The sequence below is a fragment of the Paraburkholderia sp. BR10923 genome (assembly GCF_040948765.1).
Classification (GTDB): Bacteria; Pseudomonadota; Gammaproteobacteria; order Burkholderiales; family Burkholderiaceae; genus Paraburkholderia; species Paraburkholderia youngii.
In genome coordinates this window covers 1-746 of record NZ_JBFPKO010000143.1, presented here as the reverse complement: position 1 = coordinate 746, position 746 = coordinate 1, and the positions used below count along the sequence as shown (strand labels likewise).

At 59.9% G+C, this 746-nt stretch carries 1 protein-coding gene; it reads left to right on the top strand.

The features are described 5' to 3' along the window. Positions 1-280: 280 nt before the first annotated feature. A complete protein-coding gene (locus AB3X94_RS41815) occupies positions 281-550 on the top strand; it encodes a transposase (RefSeq protein ID WP_368614467.1) in 270 nt (89 codons plus the stop codon). The last annotated feature ends 196 nt before the right edge of the window (positions 551-746 follow it).

Sequence of the window (746 nt, the reverse complement as noted above, 5' to 3'; positions counted from 1 at the left end):
GCTTGCCGACACACCGTGCCGCCGACATAGCGCAACTGCTTCCTCATCGCTGGACGCCGACCGCTGCTTGATCGTTTGATCGTTTGAGCGATCGCCCCAGTCAAGATGCCTTCCCCGGGTGCTTACGCTTCAGCACGCCCATTGCTGGCTGTATGAGCGCCGCATTCTGATACCCACAGAGCGGAAGCTGCGAGATTCCGGCCGTTCGATCTGGTCCGTGTAGATTTCGTCGTTGAGTTTGGCTACTTTGGTGCCCACCAAATGAATGGTGGACGCAACAGTGGACAGCTCTCCTCAATCCAAACGGTCCAAGCGACCCAATTTTTCGGTCGAGTTCAAGCGACAGATCATCGAGGCGACGCTCAAGCCTGGCGCGTCGGCTGCGCTCATCGCTCGCGAGCACGACATCAACGCCAATCTGCTGTTCAAATGGCGTCGTCATTATCTTGCCGGCGATTTCGGCGTGCCCGACGTGCCGTTGCCAGAGGCGCCTGCACTCAACTGGTGCCGGCGTGCCCCTCGTCGAACAGCGCCGGCTCCTAGGAGGTAGAATGCGGCGACGTCCGGCTACGCCTGAGCGCTGACACGCCCATCGGTAAGCGCCCGCTTATCCCATCTTGAGTTGCGTTGAGAGTCTTGGGAGCATCGTGTCCACTTAAATAGGTGGACCGTGAACACTATTGACGAAGCAGCGGCACCAGGCCGTCGTCGCCGCCGGCGCTACAGCGTCGAGTTCAAGGCTCAGG